Origin of the sequence: Angustibacter sp. McL0619 (assembly GCF_049994355.1) — a bacterium.
In the GTDB taxonomy this organism is placed as follows: Bacteria; Actinomycetota; Actinomycetes; order Actinomycetales; family Angustibacteraceae; genus Angustibacter.
The window spans coordinates 4,497,117-4,519,976 of sequence record NZ_CP188257.1; the positions used below are offsets into that span (position 1 = coordinate 4,497,117).

A 22,860-nucleotide genomic window follows, 5' to 3' on the forward strand; every position below is an offset into this window, starting at 1 on the left:
TCCCTGGTTCCCGAGCATAGGAGAGTTCCTCCCCCGAGACGGGCCGGCGGGCCCCGCGAACGGGGCCCGCCGGGGTGATCCCCGAGCGGGACTAGCTGGTCACGCTCACGATCGTGGAGCCGATCGTGTTGGTGCCATCACCGAAGTCGATGACACCGAGGTAGCTCGTCCCCGGGGTGAGGCCGCTCCAGGCGGCCGTCACCGTGGCGGGGCTGGCCAACGTGACCGACTGCGTCGCCGGGCTGGCCGTCAAGCTGGACGCCGCGCCCGGGACCACGTAAGTGTGGGTGGTCACGTCGAAGTCGCCCGTGCCGCCGCCGGGCTGAGCGAACAGCACCGAGTAGACGTCGTACGAGCCCGCGGCGGTGACGTTCACCGTCTCCTGGGCGGTACCACCGGCGCTCTGGCCGACCAGCGCGTTCGTGCCCGCCTGGTAGACGAACACGTCCACGTCGGTGCCGTCCGGGTAGTCGGAGCCGTGCGTGCCGAAGCGCGCATAGCGGCTACCCGCCGGAACGGTGACCGTCACCTTTGACACGGCCGGACCCGCGGACGGAGCGGCCGGGTTGAACGTGGTGTTGATGCCGGACAGGTGCGCCACGGTCGGCACGTCGGCCGCGAGGCCGTGTGGCGTCGCGGTGAGCGTCCCGCTGTAGCCCGGGGTCAGCGAGACCGCGGTGCTGCCGGTTGCGCCGGAGCCGACGACCTCCACCGGGGCAGCCAGCGGCACGGGCTGGACCGCGATGTTGCTGCGGACCTTGTGGCTGCCGCCGACCTGCTTCCAGGTGAGCGAGCCGAACCCGTACTGGCCGAACGGCGCGGTCGTCCGGGTGATGGTCACGCAGTACGTGAACGACTTGCCCGGCCTGATCACGAAGCGGTTCGGAGTGACCTTGACCCTGAAGCCGGCCGGAGCCACGACCCTGGCCGCGTAGACACCGGTGCGGTTGTCGACGTTCGTGACCGTGCGGGTGAGCTTCTGCGAGCCCGCGAGGTCACCGACCGCCAGCGTCGGGTAGTTCAGGTTGCTGGCGTCGATCGAGCCGAACGAGTCGCACACGGCGTCGCCGAACACCGGCTGGAACTCGCCCAGGCCGCAGCCGAACTGGACCCATTCGTTGAGGCCGGAGTTGTAGACCAGACCTGGGCTGAACGTGCCGGCCGGGGTCACGTGGCCGGAACCGAAGTTCAGCGGGGTGGCCGGGTTGACGCCGTCGGGACCCAGAATTGGCTTGCCCAGGTTGTCGACCTGGCTGGCCGAGGTCATGAGCGCCGACTTGACCTCCATCGGCGACCAGTCCGGGTGCTTCTGGATCACCAGGGCCGAGATACCCGCGATATGCGGGCTCGACATCGAGGTGCCCGACTCGGCGTCGTAGAAGTTGCCGTTGTCAGCCGCGGGCGAGACCGCCGCGATGACGTCGACGCCCGGCGCGGTGATGTCCGGCTTGAGCAGGTCGCCGCCGCCGGCGATAGCCGGACCGTTGGAGGAGAACGCGGCCATGGCCGGAGCCTCCGTCTTGACCTGGGTCGCCGCCGAGAGGCTCGCCGTTGCCCCGGCACCGGCCGAGCTGATGTAGGCCAGGATCGTGGCACGGTCGGTGTCGCTGACGTGGATCGTCGGCACGAAGTGGAAGTCCGCGTTGAGCGAGTTCGGCGTGACGTTGCCGAGGATCATGCCCACGCCGCCGGCGTTCTTGACGGCGAGGCTCTTGTCGGTCCGGGCGTTGTTACCGCGGTCGCACAGGACGATCTTTCCGGCGACCTGGGCCGGGTCGAGCGCCGGCTGGACGCCCGGAGTGACGCCGTCGACGTCGCTCAGGCACTGCGTGACCAGCGTCGGGTTCACGCCGGACAACCCGACGTTGCCGGCATAGACCAAAGGCGAGGAAGGCACGCCTTGACCGACGCCGGGGCCGGAGTACACGTGGCCGTCGCCGGTGGTGGCGGTACGTGAGAAGGACCGGTCGTGCGTGCTCGCGGCGACCGTGGTGAGCCACGGCGAGTTGTGCGCGACGGTGCTCGCCCCCGGGCCGCTGTTGCCGGCCGAAGCGGCGACGAAGACGCCCGCGTCCGCGGCGAACATGAAGTTGACCTCGACCGCGTCGTTCACCTCATCTGTCGCTCCGGAGAACGACAGGTTGATGACGTCCACGCCGTCGGACACGGCCGCGTTGATGGCCGCGACGATGTCGGCGGTCGTGGCGCTGGCGGTGCCGTCGGGCTTGTTCCAGCCGATCTTGTAGACCGACAGGCGGGCGTTCGGGGCCATGCCGGACGCGGTGCCCAGGCTCAGACCGTTGATCGCGACCGGCGCGCCGTGGTCGCCCGCCGCCGTGCTGGCGGTGTGCGAGCCGTGGCTGTTGCGGTCACGGGGCGAGTGGAACTCGCTGGCGCCGGGGGCGTTGCTCAGGCCGCCCGCGTCGAAGAACCGCGCGCCGATCACCTTGTTGTTGCAGGTGACGCGGTTTGCAACGACCGGGTCGTTGCCCTGGTCGCAGACGCCGTGGAACTTCGCCGCGATGGCGGCGGCGTCGGGGCGAGGTTCGCTCAGTGGCGCGAAGCTGGGGCTCTCTGGCCAGAAGCCGGTGTCGAGGACGCCGACAATGGTGCCCTCACCCGCGTGTTTGACGTTCCCGAACTGCTTGTTCCACACGCCCTTCTTGCCGTCGAGGCCGAGGAACTTGGGCGTCGACACGGTGTCGGTGGTGAAGATGGCGTCCTTCCAGACGTTGAGCACACCCGGGGTGGACTTCAGGCGAGCGGCCTCGCTCGCTGTCATCTTCATGGCGAAACCGTTCATCGTCACGTCGTACACGTCAGTGACCGTGTGCCCGTCGAGGTGGCCGTTCTTCAGGACCGTGGTGCGCTGGTCGCGCAATCGTCCCCGATAGGCCTGGGCTGCCGGGGTGCGGGTGTCGAGCGTCTTGCCAGCACCGGGCTTCGTCGCCGCGAAGCCCTTGACGTCCCCCTGGTAACCCCCGAGCGGAGTGCCCGCCAGCTGGACGATGTACATGCCCGTGCTGTTGTCCGTCTTGACGGACTGCGCCCAGCTCAGATTCGGCCCGACCAGGGCAATGGCACCCGCCATCGCCACACCGATCAGGGTTGGACGCTTTCCAGCTAACCGGGCCAACGACATGTTGACCACCTCCTTGACCGAGGGCGTCGCGTCATTGCGAGGCACATTGGCGTAAACCTATGGGCTAGCCGTGAGCCACGGCTATGGGCTAGTCGTGAGCCACGACGGGTTTGGGCAGATCAGTCGCATTCGCCAACCGGTTTCAGCTGCCAAGACACAGCGATGACGTCGTGCTACTTGGTGTTTACCCGAGCACGATGGCGGTCGGCGCCCTGCGGAGCGCCGTTCTGGTTGTGGAGTGAGGCTGTCATGTCTACACACCGTCCGGTGCACCTGATCGGTCGCCAGTCCGGTCTGATCTCTGGCCACTGGGGGGCCATCCGACGGAAGAGTCCGCTCGGGCATTGTCATTCCGTCGAATCCATACTACAACTAGCAGTGTTAGTTCTGACCGGGGAGGAGACTCGTGGGCACGCTTGCGTGGATGCCATTGGCCGTGTGCCTGGTAGCCGCAGCACTGGCGATCACCACTCTGATGGCGGCCGTCCTAGCCCTTTCCGTGCGAAGCAGGAACTGGTCGATCATCGACATCGCGTGGGGTTTGGGTTTCGTTGCGGTGGCGGTGACATCCCATCTCGTCTCGACCGGGCACGGCGACCCGGGGCGACGACTGATCGCCCTCCTCGTGCCGGTGGTCTGGGGCGTGCGGCTGGCTGCCTACATCTTCTGGCGCAACCACGGCAAGCCCGAGGACCCGCGGTACACCGCGCTGATGCGCCGCCGCACCGGCCCGCTCATCCCGTACGTCGTCAGGACGATCTTCTGGCCGCAGGGGTGGGTGCTGTGGGTGGTGGCGATCCCGATCAGCGTCGCCATGTGCGAGCGGTCCGGCGTCAACGCCCTCACCTGGCTCGGGGTCGCCCTGGCGGCCGTCGGGCTCGTCTTCGAGGCTCTGGGTGACCTTCAGCTGGCTAGGTTCAAGTCGGACCCAAACAACGCCGGCAAGCTCCTGGACCGCGGCCTGTGGTCCTGGACGAGGCACCCGAACTACTTCGGTGACCTGTGCGTGATGTTCTCGTTCTGGTTGATCGCGTGCGGATCCTGGTTCGGCGTCCTGACCGTCTTCGCGCCGATCCTGATGACCAGGATGCTGATCACCAAGACCGGCAAGCAGATGCTCGACCGGCGGCTCGCTCGGACCCGTGGTGACGCCTACATCGCCTATGCAGCAAGGACGAGCGGGCTGTTCCCGAGGCCACCGCGGAAGGACGTTGCGACGAAGGTGCGGTGACAGCGTGAGACAGACTTCTCAGAGCGGAACCAGGGCAGCGCTCAGGCGCTGCACGAGAGGATCGGAACAGACCATGAGCGATGACGTTGTGCTGCGTGCGGATCAGCAGGGAGTGGCCGTGCTCACCTTCAACCGTCCGGAGCGGCGAAATGCCTGGACCGTGGGGCTGCAGCGGCGCTACTACGAGCTGCTGGCCGAGTGCGTCGAGGACCCCGACGTGCGCTGCATCGTCGTCACCGGGTCGGGGAGCTCCTTCTGCCCGGGTGCGGACACGGACTCCCTGCAGACGTATTCGGACACCGGGGAGTTCAACCCGGAGGCTGCCCTGATCGTCCAGCCCGACTGGTACCCGATCACCGTGCTCAAGCCGATGGTGGCCGCCATCAACGGCGCCTGCGCGGGCTTCGGACTCGTGCAGACGATGTTCTGCGACGTACGCATCGCCGCGAGCGGGGTGCGGATGTCGACTGCCTTCGCCCGCCGGGGGCTGCCCGCCCTGCATGCGAGCGCATGGTTGCTGCCGCGTCTGATCGGTGGCAGCCGTGCCAGCGAGCTGCTGGTGTCCGGTCGGACCTTCACCAGTGACGAGGCCGCCATCATCGGCCTCGTCCACCAGCTCGCCGAGCAGGACGAGGTCTTGGACAAGTCCATCGCCTACGCCCGGGACATCGCGGAGAACTGCTCCCTGGCTTCGATCGCGAACATCAAGGCGCAGTTGCGCGACAGCTACGAGAGCTCCTTCTCCGATTCGGTTGCGGTGGCCGAGAAGCTGGAGCACCGGGCTCTCGGCTCGGTCGACTTCCACGAGGGCGTGATGAGCTTCGTCGAGCGACGCCAGCCGAGCTTCGCGGCGTTTGGTGCCGGGTCAGCAGCCCGCCCGAAGGATGGTGCGCAATGACGGTGGCGCGCCGGCTCACCCATGAGAAGGAACTGAGCTGATGGGCGGACTGCCCGCGGTCAGGCAGCTGGTGTTCCTCACCGACGACCTGCCCTCGACCTTGGCGGCCGCGCGCCGCGAGCTCGGGCTGAACAGCGGCGTCAAGGACGAAGAGGGGATGGCAGAGCTCGGCTTCGTGCACGAGGTCCTGACCATCGAGAACACGTTCCTTGAGTTCACCGCCCCGCTCGGGCCGGACACGATGCCCGCCCGACTCCTTGCCCGACGTGGGGATCTCGGATACATGGTGGTGCTGCAGGTCGCGGACATCGAGCAGACCAAGCAGCGGGCGGCGGACCTCGGTCTGGAGCCGGTGATGGAGACCCTCTACGAGGGCCACACGATCACCCAGTGGCATCCGAAGGACTTCGGCACCCTGGCCGAGCTCGACCAGATCCGGCCAGCCGACACCTGGCACATGGCACCGGCGATCTTCGAGGGCGGCAGCACCGAGGTCGTGCAGGACGTGTCAGCCATCGAGGTCGCCGTCGCCGACCCCGCCGAGATGGCTGCCAGATGGGCACAGGTCCTTGATGTGACCGTTGCGGACGACGGGACGAGCCTGGAGCTCTCAGGCGTCAGCGTGCGCTTCGTGCCGGCCGACGGCGCGGTCGGACTGGTGGCGGTGGAGCTGCCCGCCAGCGATCCCGGGAAGGCCGGACGCACCTCGCGGCTCTCGGGGGTCGACTTTCGCCTGGTCTGAGGCTCAAGGCGACGCCAGCTCCGCCTCCTCGCGAAGCTGTGCCCGTAGGGAGCGCTTCAGGATCTTGCCGACAGGGTTGCGGGGCAGGGCATCGACGACCTCCAGCCGCTCCGGCCACTTGAACCGAGCGACCTGCTGTCCGCGCAGCAGCTCGACGAGCTCGTCGAGCGTGGGCGGGTTCCCCTTCTCGGCGGGTGCGACGAAGAGGCACAACCGCTCGCCGAGCCGTGGATCCGGCATCCCCACGAGCGCGGCCTCGGCGACCTTTGGATGAGCCTGCAGCAACGACTCGACCTCGACCGCGGAGACCTTGTAGCCCCCGCGGCTGATCAGGTCCTTGGCCCGGTCGACGTAGACCAGCAGGTGGCCGCCATCGCCGGTGATCTCGAAGATGTCACCGGTGCAGTAGTAGCCCTGGTCGTCGAACGGTGAGGCTGCGGTACCCCAGTACCCAGCGAAGATGGCGGGCGAGGACACCCGTAGCTCGCCCGGCCGATCGGGCTCGGTGATGTCCTCACCGGTCTGCAGATCCACGAGCCTCGACCTGCTCTCCCGGCCGATCCGCGAGCGCCACGCGAACGTCGGGTCGCCCGGACGGGGGAAGAGCCGCCCGCGGTCCGCGGGATCGGGAATCGTGTCCGGGCAGCCGAACAGGCACAGCCCCTCGTTCGAGCCGAACAGGTTGAGCACCTCGACGCCGCGCTCGCCCTCCCAGGCCTCGATCATCCAGGCCGAGAGCGGGGCCGAGCCCGAACCGATGGCTCGCAGCGAGCTCAGGTCGTGCTCGGCCAGCAGGTCGGGCCGAGCCACCAGGGTGTTCAGCACGGCCGGCGGAGCGCAGGTGTAGGTCACCCGCTCGGCGGAGATCTGGTCGAGGAGCACGTCCAGGTCGAACGGATGGTGCTGCACCAGCCGAGCGCCGAGAACCAGCCACGGCATGAACATCCCCGCCATCCCGCCGGCGTTCACCATCGGGAACGGGTTCAGCAGCACGTCCTGACTGGTCAGCTTCGGCGTCGAGATCGTCCCCATCGAGACGACCTGCCAGTCGCCATGCGCCCGGGGGACGCCTTTCGGGATGCCCTCCGTCCCCGAGGTCCACGACAGCGTCACGCAGTCGTTGGGGTGGATGTCGAGCCCCGCGACGTAGCGTCGGTAGTCCTCGTCGCCGTCGCCGTTCCCCAGGTCGGCATCGAGATCGACCACCCCGGCCGGCAGGTCCGGCCCCCAGGCCAGAACCGTCTGCAGTGTCGGGATACGACCGAGCAGCTCCAGCGCCTGCTGGGCCAGCATCGCCTTGTTCGTGCGCCCCACGGTGACGAAGGCACGCACGCCGGCCAGTGTCCCCATCTGGCTCAGCTCGTGCTGGGCGTACTGCACCGGAAAGGAGCACGCGATCGCGCCGAGGCTGGCCACGGCCAGGTACGCGACCGCCAGCTCGACCCCGTTGTGCAGCTGCAGGCCGACGACGTCGTCCCGGGCCACACCGGCTCGGTGCAGGGAGCGCGCCAGCTGGCGCACCTCCCGGTCTACCTCGATCCAGGTCAGCCGACGTGGGACCCGGCCGGTGATCGCCTCGCAGTTGGTGGGATCCACCACGCTGGTGCGGTCGCCGCGCTCGCGGACGTGCAGGTCCAGCAGATCCAGCCAGGTCTGCCCGGTCCACCACCCGTCTCGGACGAAGCCTGAGACCTCTTCAGCGCTGTAGAGCCGCATGCCACCCCTCTCGACGGCGGAAGACCCGGCTTCGTCAGTTGTAGTGCTGCCGATCCGAGCGGGTTGACGAGCAACACTGTTTGTTGTAGTAAGGTTACACCGAAATCAGTGATCGTGGTTATGGAGACAGCGATGGGCGCAAGCGCCAGCTGGGTCGTCGGCGGGTACCAGACCGACTTCGCGCGGAGCACCGCTCGCGAGGGGACGGACTTCGCCGACCTGTTCGCCGAGACCATCGAGAACACCCTCGCCGCCGCCGGGGTCCCGGCGACCGACGTGGAGACCATCCACGTGGGAAACGCCTTCGGGCAGCTGTTCACCGGACAGGGGCAGCTCGGTGGCATGCCCGCCACGGTCGAGCCTGAGCTGTGGGGCGTCCCTGCGATGCGGCACGAGGCAGCGTGCGCCTCCGGCTCGATGGCGCTGATCGCCGCGATGGCCGAGATCGAGGCCGGCCGCTACGACGTGGCGCTGGTGCTCGGCGCCGAGATCGAGAAGACGGTCTCCGGCGACGTCGGTGCCCAGCACCTGGGTGCAGCCGCCTGGGTCGGCCACGAGGGCACCGCCGCGACCTACATGTGGCCGCACATGTTCGACCGGCTCGCCGAGGAGTACGACCGCAGGTACTCCCTCGACGACCGCTACCTGCACGCCATCGCCGAGCTGAACGTCCGCAACGCCAGGAAGAACCCCAACGCGCAGACCCGGGGGTGGTCCTTCACCCCGGAGAGCTTCACCGACGACGACGTCGCGAACCCGCGGGTCGAGGGGCGCGTGCGACGCACCGACTGCAGCGCGATGACCGACGGCGGCGCCGGCATCGTGGTGGTCAGCGACAGGTACCTTGCCGCGCACGCGTCCTCGCCGGCGCGCCCGGCCGCCAAGATCCTCGGCTGGGGACACCGAACGGTCGGGCTCTCGCTGCAGCTGAAGCTCGAGCGGTCCGCGGACCACGAGTACGTGCTGCCGCACGTGCGGCAGTCGATCCTGGATGCATTCGGCCGCGCGGAGGTCGCCGACGTCGACCAGCTCGATGCCATCGAGACCCACGACTGCTTCTCGATGAGCGAGTACGCCGCCATCGACCACTTCGGCATCACGCCCCCCGGGGACAGCTGGAAGGCCATCGACAGTGGTGACATCGAGCTCGGTGGTCGCCTCCCGGTGAACCCCAGCGGTGGCCTGATCGGGGGCGGCCACCCGGTCGGGGCGACCGGTGTGCGCATGGTCCTCGATGCCTACAAGCAGGTCACCGGGCAGGCCGGGGACTACCAGGTGCCGGGCGCCGAGCGCGTGGCCACCCTCAACATCGGCGGCAGCACGACGACGAGCGCGTGCTTCGTCGTCGGTGCGCAGCCTCGACACTGACCTCAGCGAAGGGTTGGACATGGACATCGAGATCCTCGGCCGCGCACTCACGACGTTGTCGCCCGACGATGACCATCCCTACCGGACGGGTCCGTGGCGCCCGCAGACGGTCGAGCGGAAGGCCGACGACCTGGACGTGATCGGTGAGATCCCGCTCGACCTGGACGGCGCCTACCTGCGCAACACCGAGAACCCCGTGCACCCGGCGATGGAGATCTACCACCCGTTCGACGGTGACGCCATGGTGCACGTCGTGGGCTTCCGTGACGGGAAGGCGTTCTACCGCAACAGGTTCGTCCGCACCGACGGTTTCGTGGCTGAGCAAGTCGAGGGGCGCCCCCTGTGGGCAGGGCTCGCCGAGGACCCGGCGAAGTCACCCACCCAGACCGGCTGGGGCGCGCGTGGACGGCTCAAGGACTCCTCCAGCACGGACGTCGTCATGCACAACGGTGTGGCCCTGACCAGCTTCTACCAGTGCGGCGACCTCTATCGACTCAACCCGACGACGTTGGAGACCCTCGGTAAGGCCAGCTGGAACGGCAAGTTCCCCTCTGACGTGGGCGTCTCCGCCCACCCGAAGCTGGACGAGCGGAGCGGCGAGCTGCTGTTCTTCAACTACGGCACGGATGCGCCGTACATGCACTACGGCGTCGTCGACGCCACCGACAACCTGGTGCACTACATCGACGTCCCGCTGCCCGGTCCCCGGCTGCCGCACGACATGGCGTTCACGGACAACTACGTGATCCTCAACGACCTGCCGCTGTTCTGGTCGCCGGAGGCGCTCGCGAAGGGCAAGTACGCCGCGCGCTTCCACCGCGACATCCCGTCGCGGTTCGCGGTCATCCCGCGCCGTGGCCAGGCCAGCGACATCCGGTGGTTCGAGGCGGATCCCACGTACGTCCTGCACTGGACGAACGCCTACGAGGACGGCAACGAGATCGTCCTGGACGGCTACTACCAGAACGACCCCGAGCCGCCGGCCGGCAACGGCACTCTCTACCAGCGGATGTTCCGGTTCCTCGACAACGACCTGATGGGGCCGCGACTGCACCGCTGGCGGTTCAACCTCAGCACGGGGATGACCAAGGAGGAGCCGCTGACCGAGACCACCAGCGAGTTCGGCATGATCAACCAGCGGCACGCCGGCCAGCGCCACCGGTTCAGCTACTCGGCCACGGCGGTCCCCGGCTGGTTCCTCTTCGACGGCCTGGTCAAGCACGATGCCGAGACGGGGAACGAGGAGCACTACCGGTTCCCCAGTGGCGTCTTCGCCAGCGAGACCACCATGGCGCCGCGGATCGGATCGACGTCCGAGGACGACGGTTACCTGGTCACCATCACCTCGGACGTCAACCGCGACCTCTCCGAGTGCCTGGTGTTCGACGCCCAGCAGCTGTCCGCTGGCCCGATCGCGCGGGTGCGCCTGCCGGAGCGGGTGTCGAGCGGGACTCACGCCACCTGGGCGCCGGGCAGCACGATCCCGGACTGGCGCACGCACGACGACGCTGCCGCCGCGCTTCAGCTGTAGCGCGGCGGCAGCTCGCTCAGGCTTGGTGGGTGACGGTCCCGTCAACCATGGTCAGACGGATCGGGGCCTCGGCCACCTCATCCGCCGGCGCGGTGACGGGATCGATCGCGAAGGCCGTGAGGTCAGCGCGCATGCCTGGCACGATCCGCCCAGCGACGCTCTCCTCACCGGCCGCCAGCGCTGCGTGAGTCGTCATACCCTCAAGGGCCATCAGACCCGTCAGTCCCTGCTCAGGCAGGAACGGCTGCTTGTCAGTGCCGGCCGGGCGTCGCAGCCGCGCGTAGGTGAGCACGTCGCGGGCGTCGTAGTCGGCGACCGGCCAGTCCGACCCGAGGACGAGGATCCCTCCGGCATCTCGGACGTCCCGGCAGCACCAGCCGCGGTTGGCGCGCTCCTCGCCGAGCCGCCGCGACCACTCGTCCACGTGGTCTGCCGTGGTGTACGCAGAGTGCGAGGGCTGCATCGACGCGACGAGCCCGGCCCTGACCAGGCGCCGGATGTCCTCGAGCGGAAGGGTTTCGAGGTGCTCGATGCGATGCCGGACGCCATGGGTGTCGACGTCCTCGAGGGCATCGATGACGTGCCGCACGCCGGCGTCCCCGAGGGCGTGCGTCGCCGTCTGCACTCCAGCGGCAGCCAGGTACTGGACGGACTTGGTGTACTCGGCCGGATCCAGCCAGAGCGAGTCCGTGCTCTGGCCGTGGCAGTCCGGACGCCGTAGCCAGGCGGTGCCACCCTCCACGGTCCCGTCGATGAACAGCTTCACAGCGCGCGCAGCCCATCGCCTGCCGTGCCGGCGCTGCTGCTGAACCAGTGCCTCGAGGTCCTCCCCCGGCCAGCACCCGGGCGCCAGCCGCAGCCGCATCGGGAGGTCGCCGTCCGCCTCGATGTCCGCGAGCAGGTCGAGCGTCGCCGGGTAGCCATCCATCACGTGGCCGCCGGTCAACCCCGATCTCGCCATCTCAGCGAGGATCGAGATGGCACTGTCACGGCGCTCGGCGAGTGATGCGGTCGGCATGACGTCGGCCACCAGGTCGATCGCCGCATGCTCCAGCAGGTAACCGGTCGGGTGGCCTGCCGCGTCGCAGACGACCTCAGAGCGTACGGCGAACTCGCGCCTGCCATGGACGCCGGCGGCGCGCAGCGCCGCGCTGCTGGCGAGAGCAGAGTGCCCGTCGTACAGCCGCAGCAACGCCGGGATCCCCTCGAGCACGTCGTCGATCGGCGCGTTCGTGATCGGCGCACCGCCGAAGACGTTGTGGTTCAACCCAACTCCGCGCAGCCACTCCCCAGGTTCGAGATCGACGACGGCCGCCGCCAGCACCCGACGGACGTCGTCGAGGTCCTTGCAGCTCGACAGGTCGGTACCCACGAACAGCTCGGCACCCAGGATCGGGTGCGTGTGCCCGTCGACGAGCCCCGGCGTGAGCGTGGCTCCCGCGAGGTCGATGACGCTCGTGCGAGACCCTCGCAGGTCGAGCGCCTCCTCGTCGAGTGCTGCGATCACGCCGTCGCGGATGGCGACCGCGGTCGCGGTCGGTCGGCTCGGGTCGAGCGTGCGGACGGCGGCACCGACGACCAGGGTGTCAGCGAGACCGGACCGGTTGCCCAGCAGGGAGTCAGTCACGTGAGGTCCTTCCGGAGCCGAGAGCATGCGGGGACGACAGCCGAGCTGCCGCTTGTTCGGGACGAGCGGGGCCGATGCCCCCTGCCCGCGGGCAGGGGGCATCGGCGCTACGGCAGGGTCAGGACCCGGTACCACCCAGGTAGACGGCCCAGGGGAAGTACACGTAGCTGAACGAGGCCGGCGCGCCCGTGACGCGCTTGTTCATGAAGAGTCGGCTGGCCCGGGACAAACCCGGCGCCATCGTCAGGAGCTCGTCGGTCAGCTTGGTCATGATCTGCGCCTGGATCTTGCCCTGCTCGGCCGGGTCGGCCGTGGCACGCGCCTGGTCGTAGAGCGAGTCGATCCCGTTGTAGCCGTACTGGTTGAACGACCCGCCGGTGGCCGAGGTGATCCCGACCCAGTCCAGCGCGTTCGGGATGTTGGGCCAGAAGTCGGTGAACAGGATGTCCACGCCGGCGCGGGTCTTCGGGTCGTACAGGTAGCCGCCGTACTCCGCCGCGGGCACGACCTTCAGGGAGGCGTTCATGCCGGCCTTCTTGGCCGCGTCGACCACCGAGTTGCCGAACTGGATCCCGGTGAACGTACCGCCCACCGCGAAGACGACGGGCTTCTTGCCGTCCTCGCCGGCGGCCGCCACCAGCGCCTTGGCCTTGTCGATCGAGCCCGACTGGACCGGAGGCAACGCATCGTAGGCCGGCTGGAGCTGAGCCTTGGCGTCGTCGAAGACGTTCGGCGGGAACATGGCCTTGATCGGGGTCGCAGTGCCCTTCATGATCACCTTGGCCATGCCGTCCCAGTCGGTGGCCAGCTGGAGTGCCTGGCGCATCTTCAGGTTGCCCATGGACCCCTTGGGGTTGGAGTAGACGATCGTCAGGTTGGAGTCCATCGGGCCGTAGAAGAGCTTGCCCTCGCTGCTCGCCTTCAGCTGCGTCAGCCCGGACAGCGGCGGGTCGTACATGCCGTCGATGTCACCGGTCTGCAGCGCGGAGGTCTGCGCCGCCTCGTCTGTCAGGAACTTGAAGACGATCGTGCTGACCTTCGGCTTTCGGTTCGCGTTGTCCCAGTAGCCGGGGTAAGCGGTCATCGTGATGTTGTCGCCCTTGGTCCAGGACTTGAACTGGTACGGACCAGTGCACATCAGGCCGACGTTCGGGCTGCCCATGTCCTTGGGGTGGGCCAGCGCGAACTTCTTCTGGACGACGACGCCGGCGTAGTCGGCCATCTCCTTGTTGAACAGGTAGTCCGGCTTGGTCAGGTGCACGGTCACCTCGAGGGGGCCGGTCACGTCGACCGACTTCACGCTCGAGTACAGGTAGTGGTAGAAGCTGCCGGCGTCCTTGAGGTTCCTGTTGAGGCTGTAGGCGACGTCGTCGGACGTCATCGGGCTGCCGTCCCAGAAGGTGACCCCACTGCGCAGCGTGTAGACCCAGGTCAGCGGGTCCGGGTTGGCCGCGGACGACGCGAGGTTCGGCTTGAAGCTGTAGTCGGGGTAGTACGCCATCAGGTTCTCGCACATGTTCGAGTTGATGGTGTTAGGCGTGTAGTCGACCGACAGATACGGGTCGATCGTCGCGGGCTCACCCTCTGGCTCGTTCCAGGTCACCTTGTCGAGGTTGCTGGTGGCGGCCGGCGTCATGACGACGAGGTCACCCGCCCCAGGCGTCTTCGCCGAGGACCCGGTGCCCGCGGCGGACGAACAGGCTGCCAGGACGAGACTGGCACACACCAGCGGCGCTAGCCGCAGCAGATGAGAAGGCTTCACAGCGAGACTCCCTTAGAGGTGGGTGGTGCATGCGGTAGGACGGAAGGTGGAAGGTCTAGACAGGGCTGTCGGTGGTCGACAGCGAGGCCGCTCGGTGCGGATCCCAGCCGGGCCCGGGCACGCTGTCGCGCAGCAGGCGGGTGTAGGGCTCGGTCGGATGGTCGAGCACCTCGGCGGTGCGGCCGCGTTCGACGACCTCGCCCCGGCGCATCACGATCACGTCGTCGGTCACCTGACGGACCACGGCCAGGTCGTGGCTGATCAGCAGATAGCTGATCGCCGAGCGCTCGCGGATGTCCGCCAGCAGGTTGAGGATCTGCGCCTGGATCGACACGTCCAGCGCGGCCACGGACTCGTCGAGGATCAGTACGGTCGGCTCCGCCGCGAGCGCGCGGGCGATGGCCACCCGCTGGCGCTGGCCGCCGGACAGCGCGCTGGGCAGCGCGGAGACCTGGCGGGCATCCAGGCCGACCAGCTCGGCCAGCTCCACGACCCGATCCGCCACCTGGCTGCGGGTCCGCTCGGAGTGCAGTCGCAGCACCTCGGCGAGGGCGTCACCGACGGTCTGCCGTCGGTCCAGCGAGGTGTACGGGTCCTGGAAGACGATCTGGATGTCGCGTCCGCGTCGACGACGGGCCTTGGCACCCCGCTCCGGGGCCGACCGGTCGACACCGAGGATCTCGATCTTTCCCGCCGTCGGCCGCTCGAGACCGACCAGCATCTTGGCCAGCGTGGTCTTGCCTGAGCCCGACTCCCCCACGATGGCCAGCGAACCCCCAGCCTCCAGGGTGAAGGACACGTCGTCGACGGCAACGAAGTCGGAGCGGCGTCCACCCTCGCGCACGGGGTAGACCTTGCGCAGGTTCGTCACCTCGACCGCCGGACCCTGCGCCGGCTCGAGCTTGCCGGCGGTCATGCCACGCTCCCGTCCTGCGACCTGGCGAGCTCACCGCGGAGCTCATCGATGCGCAGGCAGCGAGTCAGGCCCGAGTCCACCCTGGCCAGCTCGAGCGTCGTCGTCCGGCAGGCGTCCTGGACGTGCGGGCAACGAGGCGCGAACGCGCACCCCGCAGGCGCCTCGAACGCCGACACCGGTCGCCCGGGCACCGCGGCGAGGCGGTGCGCGGTCACCGTCACGCTCGGCCGGGCCTCGACCAGCGCCGCGGTGTACGGGTGCAGCGGGTCGTCGTGCAGCCGAGCCGACGCCTGCTCCTCGACGATGGAGCCGGCGTACATCACGGCGGTGCGGTCGCAGACGGCGCCGGCCAGCTCGAGATCGTGCGTGATGAACAGCATGGCCAAGCCGTGCTCGCGGCGCAGGTTGTCGAGGATCGCCATGACCTCGGCCTGGGTGGTGACGTCGAGGGCGGTCGTGGGCTCGTCCGCCAGGATCAGCCGAGGCCGGACCGCGATGGCGGAGGCGATCATGACCCGCTGCAGCATCCCGCCGGACAGCTGGTGCGGGTACTGCTTGAGGCGCCGCTGCGGGTTGTCGATCCCCACCGACTCCAGCAAGGTCAACGCACGGGCCTGGGCCGCCCGAGGCCTCATGCCGAGGTTGGTGCACATGGCCTCGGTCAGGAAGTCGCCGATCGTGCGGACCGGGTTGGTGTGCGCGCGCGGATCCTGGAAGATCATCGCCACGCCCTCGGTCCGGTACTCGCGGAGCTTGGCGCCACGCAGGTCGAGTACCTGCTCGCCGGCGAAGGCGATCCGCCCACCGAGCTGCGCGCCCTTGGGCAGCAGCCGGGCCACGGCACGGGCGGTCATCGACTTGCCCGAGCCGGACTCGCCGACGAGCCCCACCGCCTCACCCTCGCCGATCCGCAGGCTGACGTCGTGCAGCACCGGGCGCTGCTGGCCGGCCACGGGGAGTGAGACCGTCAGCGACTCGATCTCCAGGAGATCGCTCATCGGCGCGCCTCCGCCCGGGCGGTGATCCGGTCACCGAGGAAGTTGACGGCACCGACCACGACCACGATGCACAGGCCCGCGTACAACGACTCCTGCGGGAAGCCGGCCAGGATGCCCGGGACGCCCTCGGCCACCATCACGCCCCAGTCGGACTGCGGCGGCTGGACGCCCAAGCCGATGAACGACAGCGCCGCGAGGTCGATGAGCGCGTACCCGTAGGACAGCGTCGCGGCCGCCACGATGATCCCGCTGACGTTGGGCAGCAGGTGCCGGATGCAGATGCGGGTCCCGCTCAGCCCTTGCACGGTCAGCGCGGCGACGTACGGCAGCTGGCGCTCCCGCAGGGTCGCGCTCCGCACGATCCTCGCCACGTAGGGCGTGTAGCCGATCGCCAGCGCGATGGACGCCGCGAGCAGTCCGGGACCGAACAGGGACACCGCGACGATGGCCAGCAGCAAGCCCGGGAAGGCGAACATCGCGTCGATCACCCGAGCGACCGTCGCATCGAAGGCTCCGCCCACCCAGGCCGCAGCGAACGCGATGAGGCTGCCGAGGGTGATGCCGATGACGACGACGAGCAGCGGACCGAGCAGCGAGCTGCGGGCGCCGTGCACCAGCCGTGCCAGCAGGTCGCGACCCTGCCCGTCGAAGCCGAGAGCGTGCCCAGCCGCCGGACCTCCGTACGAGTCCAGCAGGCTGATCGAGTTCGGGTCGGCCTTCACGAGCAGTGGACCGACCAGTGCGACAAGGACCATCAGCACCAGGACGGCGACGGCGATCCAGCCACCGATGCCGAGGCCCGGGGGCCGCCCACCGGAGCGCTCGTGGAGCGCGGTTGCCGTCGGGTCCGCGCTCTCGACCTCGAGGAGGCTCATGAGTGCTGCTTTCCGACGGCGATGCGCGGGTCCAGGAACGAGTACGCGAGATCGACGATCGTGTTGAGCACGATGAATGCGGCAACCAGGATGAGGCAGATCGCCTGCACCACCGGGAAGTCCTTCTGGCCGACCGCTTGGACGAGGTAGCTGCCCAGGCCGTTGAGCTGGAAGACCTGCTCGATCACCACTGCGCCGGCGATCAGGCCGCCGATGGTCAGGCCGGCGACGGTGACGATCGGGATCATCGCGTTGCGCAGTACGTGCCGACGGATCACCCGGCCCTGCGGGATCCCCCGGCTGACGGCGGTCTGGACGTGGTCCGAGCCCAGCTCCTCCCTGACGGCCGCCCGCGTGAGCCGGGCGACGTACGCGACGGACGAGAACGCAAGCGCCACGCACGGCAGCACCAGGTGCTTGATCCGATCCGGAACGCTGTCGCCGGCACCGAACACCGGGAACCACCCGAGCCGCACGGCGAAGACCGCGATCAGCGCGATCGCGGCGACGAAGGCGGGCACCGCCATGGCGGCCGTGGCGGTCAGCATCAGCGACGAGTCGACCCAGCCGGGCCGCAGCCCGGCGACGATCCCGGTGATCAGGCCGACGACGAGGATCAGAAGCGCGGCACAGGCCACCAGCGCGCAGGTGTTCACCGCGCGCCCACCGAGCAGTGACGACACCGGCGCCTTGGCCATGATCGAGATGCCGAAGTCACCGTGCAGCACACCCACGAGCCAGTGCCCGTACTGCGCCAGGAAGGGCTCGTCCAGGTGGTACTGCGCCTTGATCGACTGCAGCTGAGCGGGCGTCATGCTGCGCCCCCTGGTCAGGAAGGCCAAGGGGGTCCCAGGGGCCAGGAACAGTGCCCCGTAGACCGCGAAGCTGGCCAGCAGCAGCGTCACGACGAGGGCGATGAGGCGACCGACGAGGAAACGCGCGACCGTCATCGGACCCTCCTGCCTTGCCTCGTCGGGCTGGGCGACGTGCGCACCGAGCCAACTGAACGAAATGTTCGCTCCGACGAAGGTAAGCCAATGAACCCATGTCGTCAATGGGTCTGACAGAGGCATTGTCTGAGGGCTTGACGGCTGCTAGCGTCCGAGCACCCGGACGGCAGCCTCGTCCGATCCGTTTCGAGGAGAATCCATGCCTGCTCAGCTCGCCGTCGTCGGCGCCACGATCCGCACCATGGATCCCGATCTGCCCTTCGCCTCCGCGGTCGCCGTCCGCGACGGCGTCATCGTGGCCGTCGGCGATGACGCCTGCGTCCGGGACGCGTGCGACGGGACCACCGAGGTGATCGACGGCACCGGGTGGACCCTCACCCCGGGACTGACGGACGGGCACCAGCACTTGCTGCACGGAGCCGAGCTCGCGCGCGGGGTGTCGTTCGACCGGGTCGGCTCGCTGGACGAGGTCCGGGCGATGCTGGCCGCCGAGCGCGCCCGGGTGGGCGCCGGCGAGTTCGTCGTCGGGTACGCCCTGGAGTACGCAGCCTTCGGCGGAGCCCCCTACCACCACGACCTGATCGACGCGGCCGCGGGCGAGGGTCCCTGCCTGATCCTGTCCCTCGACCTGCACACCGTGTTCGCCAACGCCCACGCCATCCGTCTGGCCGGCCTGACCGGTCGCGAGAAGTTCGAGGACGGCTCGTTCATGGTCTGCGACGACTCGGGGGAGCCCACGGGCGAGGCGCGGGAGATGAGCGCCATGTTCACCCTGCTCTCGTTGCGTCCCACGCCTTCCCAGCAGGAGCGCCTGTCCTGGTACGCCGACGCGATCCGGGCGCAGAACGCAGTCGGCATCACCGGCATCCACCAGATGGACGGCAGCCTGGACACGGCCGCAGTGCTGGCCGACCTCGAGGCGGCCGGGGACCTGGGAATGCGGGTGCACCTGCACTACCTGGTGGAGCCTACGTACGACGACGACCACCTGGCCGGCCTCGCGGCTGCCCGGGACGAAGCCGGACGCCGGTGGCGCGCGCACGGCGTCAAGTTCCTGATGGACGGCGTGATCGACACCGGCACGGCCTGGCTCGAGGAGCCGGACACCCACGGAGCCGGCCTCGACCCGATGTGGCCGGAGCACGGCCGGTACCAGTCGGCGGTGCGGCGGTTCCACGACGCCGGCTTCGCCGTCACCACCCACGCGATCGGCGACCGCGCCGTCCGTGAGGTGCTGGACACCTACGACTCGTTGCCCTCCGGAGGGCGTCGCCACCGCATCGAGCACGTGGAGACGGCACCGGACAGCACGCTGCGCCGGTTCCGACCCATGGGCGTCACGGCGTCCATGCAGCCCATCCACCTGCGCTGGCTGCTTCCGGACCTGTCCGACCCGTGGTCACAGCGACTCGGTCACGCGCGGTGCCAGCACGCCATGCCGTCCGGGGACCTGTCCGCCGCTGGCGCGCTGGTCGTGCTGGGCTCGGACTGGCCGGTGGCCCCTTACGACCCGAGACTCGGGTTCTTCGCTGCGCAGCTTCGGCGAGCCCCGGACCTCGCCGACAACGGTCCGATCGGTGCCAGTCGCCCGCTGAGCGGGCTGGAGACCCTGGCGGGCTACACCGTGAACGCCGCTCGGGCAGTTGGTGACCAAGGCAGGGCCGGCGTACTCAAGGTCGGCGCCCAGGCCGACCTCGTCGCCTGGGGCGCCGACCCGGTCACGACTCCCCCCGAAGACGTCCTCGAGCTGCCCTGCCTGCTGACCATCGTCGACGGAACCGTGGTGCACCGCGCCGAAGCCTGAGCTCTTCAGTCCTGACTGAGCGCGCTGGCGAGCCGGAGCGTCCGCTCGCCGGCGGGATCGTCGTCCGTCGCCGACGGAACGAGCACGATGTCGTCCACCCCGGCGGCGTGGTATTCGTCCATCCGCGCCCGGACTGCACGGGGGTCCCCAACCAGACCCACCACAGCCGGCAGCTCGTCCGGTATCTGCGCGAGGAGCTCCTTCGGGTGCGGACGGGACTGAGCGAGCTCGACGAGTTCGCCGAAACCCGCTGCCCGGAACATGTCCGAGTAGCCCGGGGCCGCGAGATAGCCGACGAGCCCGCGCCGCAGCTGCTCTATCGCCAGTGGACCCGGGTCGACGGCGCAACCGGCCCACAGCGCCACCCGCGGGCTGGGACGCCCGGCCCGCTCGGCGGCCGCGCGCAGCTTCGAGACGAGCACACCCGCCTGCAGAGGGTCGACGAGGTTGAGGACCAGCCGGTCCGCGTGCTCGGCCGCCACCCGGATGGCGAGGTCGCCAAAGGCCGCGACCACGAGCGGCGAGCGCGGCGGCGTCAGCCTCAGCCGGTACCCGGTGGTCCGGAGCACCTGACCTGCCAGCTCCGCCTTGTCTCCGTCCAGCAGCGAGCGGACGGCCTGCGCGGACTCGGCCAGGGCGAGGGCCGAGCGGGAGCGATCACGTCCGTGCCAGTGCTCGACCACCATCGTGGACGACGTCCCCAGAGCCACCGAGACCTGGCGCCCGGTGAGCGCGGCGACGGAGGCCGTCCCCATGGCGATCATCACCGGGTCGCGGACTGCGACGGCAAAGGGACCGAGCACGAGATCGGAGAGCGTGAGCTGGGGGCCGAGATGCGCCCCCAGTGCGAAGGCGTCCCAGGTCGCCATCTCACCCACCCAGACGGCGCGGTACCCGAGCGAGTCGGCGATCAGCGCGGTCCGGATCACCTCCTCGGGCGGGCGATCCTGCCAGAGCCCGAGGGAGACCTCCAGCGTGGCGCTCACGCGGGGTCGACGAATCGGAACGTGACCCCCGGCAGCAGGTCCGGGGACGGCGCGGCGCCGCCGGCCTGCCGCCGAAGCACGATCGTCCAGCGGCTCGTGTCGTCGCCCTCGACGAAACGCAGCTGCGCGGAACCCAGCGAGACGGTCGCGTCATCCGCGCCGGCCGGCAGGTCGAGCAGTTCGCGCCACAACGTTGCCATCTTCGCTGGGTTCTCGACACTGATCTCGACGGCCAGGATCGAGTCGATGGCCGCCTCCGGCTGCGGCTGCGCGTCTTCGCCGACCCCGTCCCAGAACCAGACGTCGGGGTCGGCGATCCCATCGGCCTCGAGCAGCACGGCGGTGTCCCGAGGGTGCAGCTGCAGGATCGGGAAGCCGAACGCGTCCTGAGCGCGCACCACCTGGACACCCGCCGCCAGCGCCCGCGCCTGGACGGCCGCGACGTCGGGGTGCTGGATCGACAGCGCATACCCGCCGCGCCCGCCGATCTTGCGCGTCCAACGGCTCAGCGAGTCCTGGGGGTCGACGGCTGCCACCAGCTCGAGGTAGGTCCCGTCCGACAGCGCGAACGTTCGATCCACCATGCCGTGCTCTAGCAGCTCGGGATCGTGGAAACCCACCCCGAAACCCATGGCGGACCGCAGGGTCGTGATGTCGGCCTCGATCTCGTTGGTCGCGATGACCACCTGGCGCAGCCTGGCCCACGACGTCGTCGCGTTGCCCTCGGTTCCTGGCATGTACTGTCTCCTTCTGGATGGGATGGGGGTCAGGCGCCTTCGGTGGCCCAGGTCCGGCGCAAGGCGGGCTTGTCCACCTTCAGGCTCGCGGTGCGTGGCAGGGCGTCGACGAAGTGCACCTGCGTGGGCTTCTTGTAGGAGGCGAGCCGCGCCCTGGCCGCGTCGATGAAGGCGGACTCGTCCAGCTGCGGGTCGCGGGACACGGCCACCGCGACCACCGTCTCGCCCCAGCGCTCGTGCGGGACCCCGAACACCGCGACCTCGGCCAATCCTGGAACGTCGGCCAGCGCCGCTTCCACCTCCGCCGGGTACACGTTCATCCCGCCGGTGATGATCATGTCCTTGGCCCGATCGGTGACGTAGAGGTAGCCCGCCTCGTCGACCCTGCCGATGTCGCCGGTCCGGATCCGCCCGTCGACGATCGTCTCCGAGGTGAGCTCGGGTCGCTTGTAGTAGCCCGCGAACTGCGTCTCGGTCCTGACCGTGATCTCGCCCGTCTCGCCGGTGGGCACCGCCCTGCCGTCCGCGTCGAGGATCAGGACGTCCGCGATGTGCACCGGGCGACCGGTGCTCGCGTACACGTCGGCGGCCTCGCAGCCGTCCGACCAGTCACCCGGCTCGGTGGTCGTCACGGGCGCTCCGGTCTCGGTCATCCCGTAGTTCTCGACGAACCGCGAACCGATGGCGTCCACGACCCCGCGGACGTGGTCGCGTGGCATGGCCGACCCGGAGTGGACGGCGGTTCGCAGCTGGTCGAGCACGGCGGGGTTGCGCCGGACCTGATCGACGAACTGCGTGGCCAGCGGCGTCGGCACGTACGTGAACGTCGAGCCCTCGGCGAGCATGCGGGCGAACCACTCGTCAGGGTCGAGTCCCGCCATGAAGGAGACCTCGCCGCCCAGGTACAGGTGCGGTAGCAGCACGCCCCACAGGCCGGCGACGAACGACAGCGTCCCGGTGAACGCGCAGCGGCTGCGCGGCCGCAGGTCGAAGTGGGTCGGCATGTGGCGCAGGATGCGCAGCACGCTCTGCTGGGTGTGGACGACGCCCTTGGGCTGACCGGTCGTCCCGCTGGTGAAGCCGACGATCGCGAGGTCGTCCGCGCGGCGCGCGACCTGTGGGGTGGCGGTCGCTGCGCGTGCCAGGAGCCCGCTCCAGTCGGCGTGACCGGCGCGGGCGCCCTCGCCCAGCGCCACGGCCATCCCGAGCGACTCCTCCTCCAGCTCGGCCACCTTGGCCGCAACCTGCCCGCTGTAGACGAACGCACGGGCGTCGGCGTCCGCCAGGATCCGCTGCACCTCAGGGGGAGCGAGCCGGTCGTTCACGTGCACCGCGGCGAACCCGCCGATGAGGCAACCCAGGTACGCCTCAACGGAGTCGATGCCGTCAGCCACCATCAGCGCGACGTGGTCACCTGGCTGCAGGCCGTTCCCGGACAGCGCGTTGGCGAACCTCGACGCGTTCTGCAGCAACGCGGAGTGGGTGCGGACCTCGCCGCGGGCCCGCAGCGCGACCCGGTCGCCACCGCGGTGCAGCGAGCGGGCGAGCACGCCGCCGACAGTCTCATCCGCTGACAT

Annotated in this window: 17 protein-coding genes; 6 read left to right on the top strand and 11 right to left on the bottom strand. The window is 69.4% G+C overall.

From position 1 onward, the window contains the following. Positions 1–91 precede the first annotated feature (91 nt). Positions 92–3,142: a S8 family peptidase gene (locus ACPPVT_RS21150; protein ID WP_426563803.1), complete on the bottom strand. Its 3,051-nt coding sequence runs from the start codon at positions 3,140–3,142 to the stop codon at positions 92–94. Positions 3,143–3,566: 424 nt separating this feature from the next. Between ACPPVT_RS21150 and ACPPVT_RS21155 the strand changes: the two genes are divergently transcribed. The 3 genes from ACPPVT_RS21155 to ACPPVT_RS21165 all read left to right on the top strand — a co-directional run bounded on the left by ACPPVT_RS21155 (position 3,567) and on the right by ACPPVT_RS21165 (position 6,013). After that, positions 3,567–4,373: a DUF1295 domain-containing protein gene (locus tag ACPPVT_RS21155; protein ID WP_426563805.1), complete on the top strand. Its 807-nt coding sequence runs from the start codon at positions 3,567–3,569 to the stop codon at positions 4,371–4,373. Between the two features lie 73 nt (positions 4,374–4,446). Further along, positions 4,447–5,271 carry an enoyl-CoA hydratase-related protein gene (locus tag ACPPVT_RS21160; RefSeq protein ID WP_426563807.1) on the top strand — a complete coding sequence of 275 codons (825 nt, stop codon included), beginning with the start codon at positions 4,447–4,449 and terminating at the stop codon, positions 5,269–5,271. Positions 5,272–5,311: 40 nt separating this feature from the next. Continuing rightward, positions 5,312–6,013 carry a hypothetical protein gene (locus ACPPVT_RS21165; protein WP_426563809.1) on the top strand — a complete coding sequence of 234 codons (702 nt, stop codon included), beginning with the start codon at positions 5,312–5,314 and terminating at the stop codon, positions 6,011–6,013. 3 nt (positions 6,014–6,016) lie between these two features. On the opposite strand, the gene ACPPVT_RS21170 is transcribed toward ACPPVT_RS21165, so the two are convergent. Continuing rightward, complete coding sequence (locus ACPPVT_RS21170; RefSeq protein ID WP_426563811.1) at positions 6,017–7,729, bottom strand: class I adenylate-forming enzyme family protein; 1,713 nt, start codon at positions 7,727–7,729, stop codon at positions 6,017–6,019. A 132-nt stretch (positions 7,730–7,861) separates the two neighbouring features. On the opposite strand from ACPPVT_RS21170, the gene ACPPVT_RS21175 reads away from it, so the two are divergent. Then, positions 7,862–9,097, top strand: coding sequence for an acetyl-CoA acetyltransferase (locus ACPPVT_RS21175; RefSeq protein WP_426563813.1), 1,236 nt, complete (start codon positions 7,862–7,864; stop codon positions 9,095–9,097). 19 nt (positions 9,098–9,116) lie between these two features. Beyond that, positions 9,117–10,628 (top strand): carotenoid oxygenase family protein, encoded by a 1,512-nt coding sequence (locus ACPPVT_RS21180; protein WP_426563815.1) that lies wholly within the window; start codon positions 9,117–9,119, stop codon positions 10,626–10,628. 16 nt (positions 10,629–10,644) lie between these two features. Here the strand turns inward: ACPPVT_RS21180 and ACPPVT_RS21185 are convergent, their stop codons facing one another. From ACPPVT_RS21185 to ACPPVT_RS21210, 6 genes are all read right to left on the bottom strand, one after another. Then, positions 10,645–12,255 (bottom strand): amidohydrolase, encoded by a 1,611-nt coding sequence (locus ACPPVT_RS21185; RefSeq protein WP_426563817.1) that lies wholly within the window; start codon positions 12,253–12,255, stop codon positions 10,645–10,647. 118 nt (positions 12,256–12,373) lie between these two features. Continuing rightward, positions 12,374–14,017, bottom strand: a complete 1,644-nt coding sequence (locus tag ACPPVT_RS21190) for an ABC transporter substrate-binding protein (protein WP_426563819.1) — start codon at positions 14,015–14,017, stop codon at positions 12,374–12,376. Between the two features lie 55 nt (positions 14,018–14,072). Next, positions 14,073–14,933, bottom strand: a complete 861-nt coding sequence (locus ACPPVT_RS21195; protein ID WP_426563821.1) for an ABC transporter ATP-binding protein — start codon at positions 14,931–14,933, stop codon at positions 14,073–14,075. Further along, positions 14,930–15,931 carry an ABC transporter ATP-binding protein gene (locus tag ACPPVT_RS21200; RefSeq protein WP_426563823.1) on the bottom strand — a complete coding sequence of 334 codons (1,002 nt, stop codon included), beginning with the start codon at positions 15,929–15,931 and terminating at the stop codon, positions 14,930–14,932. Before ACPPVT_RS21200 ends, ACPPVT_RS21195 begins: the two co-directional genes overlap by 4 nt. Beyond that, positions 15,928–16,806 carry an ABC transporter permease gene (locus ACPPVT_RS21205; protein ID WP_426563825.1) on the bottom strand — a complete coding sequence of 293 codons (879 nt, stop codon included), beginning with the start codon at positions 16,804–16,806 and terminating at the stop codon, positions 15,928–15,930. The genes ACPPVT_RS21200 and ACPPVT_RS21205 overlap by 4 nt, the downstream gene beginning before the upstream one ends. Beyond that, positions 16,803–17,756 (bottom strand): ABC transporter permease, encoded by a 954-nt coding sequence (locus tag ACPPVT_RS21210; protein WP_426563827.1) that lies wholly within the window; start codon positions 17,754–17,756, stop codon positions 16,803–16,805. Before ACPPVT_RS21210 ends, ACPPVT_RS21205 begins: the two co-directional genes overlap by 4 nt. A gap of 199 nt (positions 17,757–17,955) precedes the next feature. Between ACPPVT_RS21210 and ACPPVT_RS21215 the strand changes: the two genes are divergently transcribed. Next, the gene (locus ACPPVT_RS21215; protein ID WP_426563829.1) at positions 17,956–19,560 is read left to right on the top strand and encodes an amidohydrolase; all 1,605 of its coding nucleotides are present in this window, start codon (positions 17,956–17,958) and stop codon (positions 19,558–19,560) included. Positions 19,561–19,565: 5 nt separating this feature from the next. Here ACPPVT_RS21215 and ACPPVT_RS21220 read toward each other — a convergent pair whose 3' ends face one another. From ACPPVT_RS21220 to ACPPVT_RS21230, 3 genes are read right to left on the bottom strand one after another with little or no spacing between them, the layout of a single operon-like run. Further along, entirely contained in the window at positions 19,566–20,546 is a 981-nt protein-coding gene (locus tag ACPPVT_RS21220; protein WP_426563831.1) for an LLM class F420-dependent oxidoreductase, read from the bottom strand. After that, positions 20,543–21,283 (bottom strand): VOC family protein, encoded by a 741-nt coding sequence (locus tag ACPPVT_RS21225; protein WP_426563832.1) that lies wholly within the window; start codon positions 21,281–21,283, stop codon positions 20,543–20,545. Before ACPPVT_RS21225 ends, ACPPVT_RS21220 begins: the two co-directional genes overlap by 4 nt. Positions 21,284–21,312: 29 nt before the next feature. After that, the gene (locus ACPPVT_RS21230; protein WP_426563834.1) at positions 21,313–22,860 is read right to left on the bottom strand and encodes a class I adenylate-forming enzyme family protein; all 1,548 of its coding nucleotides are present in this window, start codon (positions 22,858–22,860) and stop codon (positions 21,313–21,315) included.

Bases quoted from the DNA above. Each gene is read 5' to 3' on its own strand.
- ACPPVT_RS21225 (WP_426563832.1), bottom strand. From the start codon at position 21,283: ATGCCAGGAACCGAGGGCAACGCGACGACGTCGTGGGCCAGGCTGCGC.
- ACPPVT_RS21180 (WP_426563815.1), top strand. From the start codon at position 9,117: ATGGACATCGAGATCCTCGGCCGCGCACTCACGACGTTGTCGCCCGAC.
- ACPPVT_RS21155 (WP_426563805.1), top strand. From the start codon at position 3,567: ATGCCATTGGCCGTGTGCCTGGTAGCCGCAGCACTGGCGATCACCACT.
- ACPPVT_RS21200 (WP_426563823.1), bottom strand. From the start codon at position 15,931: ATGAGCGATCTCCTGGAGATCGAGTCGCTGACGGTCTCACTCCCCGTG.
- ACPPVT_RS21175 (WP_426563813.1), top strand. From the start codon at position 7,862: ATGGGCGCAAGCGCCAGCTGGGTCGTCGGCGGGTACCAGACCGACTTC.
- ACPPVT_RS21150 (WP_426563803.1), bottom strand. From the start codon at position 3,142: ATGTCGTTGGCCCGGTTAGCTGGAAAGCGTCCAACCCTGATCGGTGTG.
- ACPPVT_RS21195 (WP_426563821.1), bottom strand. From the start codon at position 14,933: ATGACCGCCGGCAAGCTCGAGCCGGCGCAGGGTCCGGCGGTCGAGGTG.
- ACPPVT_RS21165 (WP_426563809.1), top strand. From the start codon at position 5,312: ATGGGCGGACTGCCCGCGGTCAGGCAGCTGGTGTTCCTCACCGACGAC.
- ACPPVT_RS21230 (WP_426563834.1), bottom strand. From the start codon at position 22,860: ATGTCAGCGGATGAGACTGTCGGCGGCGTGCTCGCCCGCTCGCTGCAC.
- ACPPVT_RS21160 (WP_426563807.1), top strand. From the start codon at position 4,447: ATGAGCGATGACGTTGTGCTGCGTGCGGATCAGCAGGGAGTGGCCGTG.
- ACPPVT_RS21215 (WP_426563829.1), top strand. From the start codon at position 17,956: ATGCCTGCTCAGCTCGCCGTCGTCGGCGCCACGATCCGCACCATGGAT.
- ACPPVT_RS21210 (WP_426563827.1), bottom strand. From the start codon at position 17,756: ATGACGGTCGCGCGTTTCCTCGTCGGTCGCCTCATCGCCCTCGTCGTG.
- ACPPVT_RS21170 (WP_426563811.1), bottom strand. From the start codon at position 7,729: ATGCGGCTCTACAGCGCTGAAGAGGTCTCAGGCTTCGTCCGAGACGGG.
- ACPPVT_RS21205 (WP_426563825.1), bottom strand. From the start codon at position 16,806: ATGAGCCTCCTCGAGGTCGAGAGCGCGGACCCGACGGCAACCGCGCTC.